Below are 1,205 nucleotides of genomic sequence, written 5' to 3' on the forward strand. Positions count from 1 at the left end.
TGGCGAGAACGCCGAGGCCGTGCCGGTCGCCGACGCCGCGCAGGCGATCGCCGACCGCGTCGCCGCGCTGCTGAAGTAGTCGACGAAGCCGGAATAGGCTGGAAGAACTAGAGAGGGAAGGCCATGCGTCTGCATGGCCTTCCCTCTGTCATATGCCGTGGAATGTCGCTGATATGCGTTCGGGCCGCGTGCGACTAGGCGTGAGGCTATGCGCGCTGCGCCATCCAGGACGCTTTTATCGGGGACTTCCGCCGGCATGATGCGCACCACCGCATGTGGACAATGGTGGATAGCGCCGAATTATGCACCGACTATCCACGACATGCCCGAAACCGTCGCACTTATCCACTTTTGCCGGTCGCGCTTGCGAAGACACAGCGTAGTCGGGAATAGTGGAAAGCACCACGGAAACGCAAGGTTGCGGAAAGCTTCGCAAAGCTCTTCTCATAACCCTTACTCCTCTTTGCCGAGGCTTTCGCGCCGGAGTCACGGCGCTTTCCGTGGCATCCGAACGTGAAGCGAAAGGAAACGTAGCCATGGCACAACAGCAATGCCTCGTCACCGTCACCGGATACGTCGGTGCGAACCCGGTACCATTCAACAAAGAAGGCAATCCGCATGCCAGTTCGTTCCGTCTTGCCAGCACAAGACGGTATTTCGACGGCAGAACGCAGCAGTGGCGTGATCTGCCGACCACATGGATTACCGTGAAATCGTATCGGGCGTTGTCGGAGAACATCTGCCAATCATTCAAAAAGGGCGAGCCGGTAGTGGTCAGCGGGCTGCTCGCCATGGAAGCCTGGACCGACCAGAACGGCAGAAACCAGTCGAAGATCGTGCTTGAGGCCAATGCGGCGGGTCATGATCTCAATTACGGAATCACAACATGGCGGCGAATCGCGCGGCAAAACGGTGACGCGCAGCGCGGTGATGACGCGCGGCAGGAGGTGGAGTCGCAGGGAATGAACGGAACCGGTCCGGTGGAAGTCGAAGGTGGTGGAACCGCCGGGGCTTCCGTCGCCGGTGAGGAAGCCGAGGATGGCGGGGAATTCGATTCCTCCGGGTTCTAGCGAGTTCTAATGAATGTGGTGGGCGATCGAAGAGTCCGGTTGCCCACCACGTAGATGCCGTATCGGTGCCACTGATGTGCTGCACAAGTGGCCTATCGTCGCCGCGATCTATGGACGACGGCCGCGCGGCCGTAC

1 protein-coding gene is annotated in these 1,205 nt (G+C 60.0%); it reads left to right on the top strand.

Features of this window, described 5'->3' with window-relative positions; all coding sequences use genetic code 11:
- The first annotated feature begins 536 nt into the window (after window positions 1-536).
- On the top strand, window positions 537-1,070 hold the full coding sequence (locus B3C64_RS07685; RefSeq protein ID WP_291534885.1) for a single-stranded DNA-binding protein: 534 nt from the start codon (window positions 537-539) through the stop codon (window positions 1,068-1,070).
- The last annotated feature ends 135 nt before the right edge of the window (window positions 1,071-1,205 follow it).

Source organism: Bifidobacterium sp. UBA6881 (assembly GCA_002451435.1).
Classification (GTDB): Bacteria; Actinomycetota; Actinomycetes; order Actinomycetales; family Bifidobacteriaceae; genus Bifidobacterium.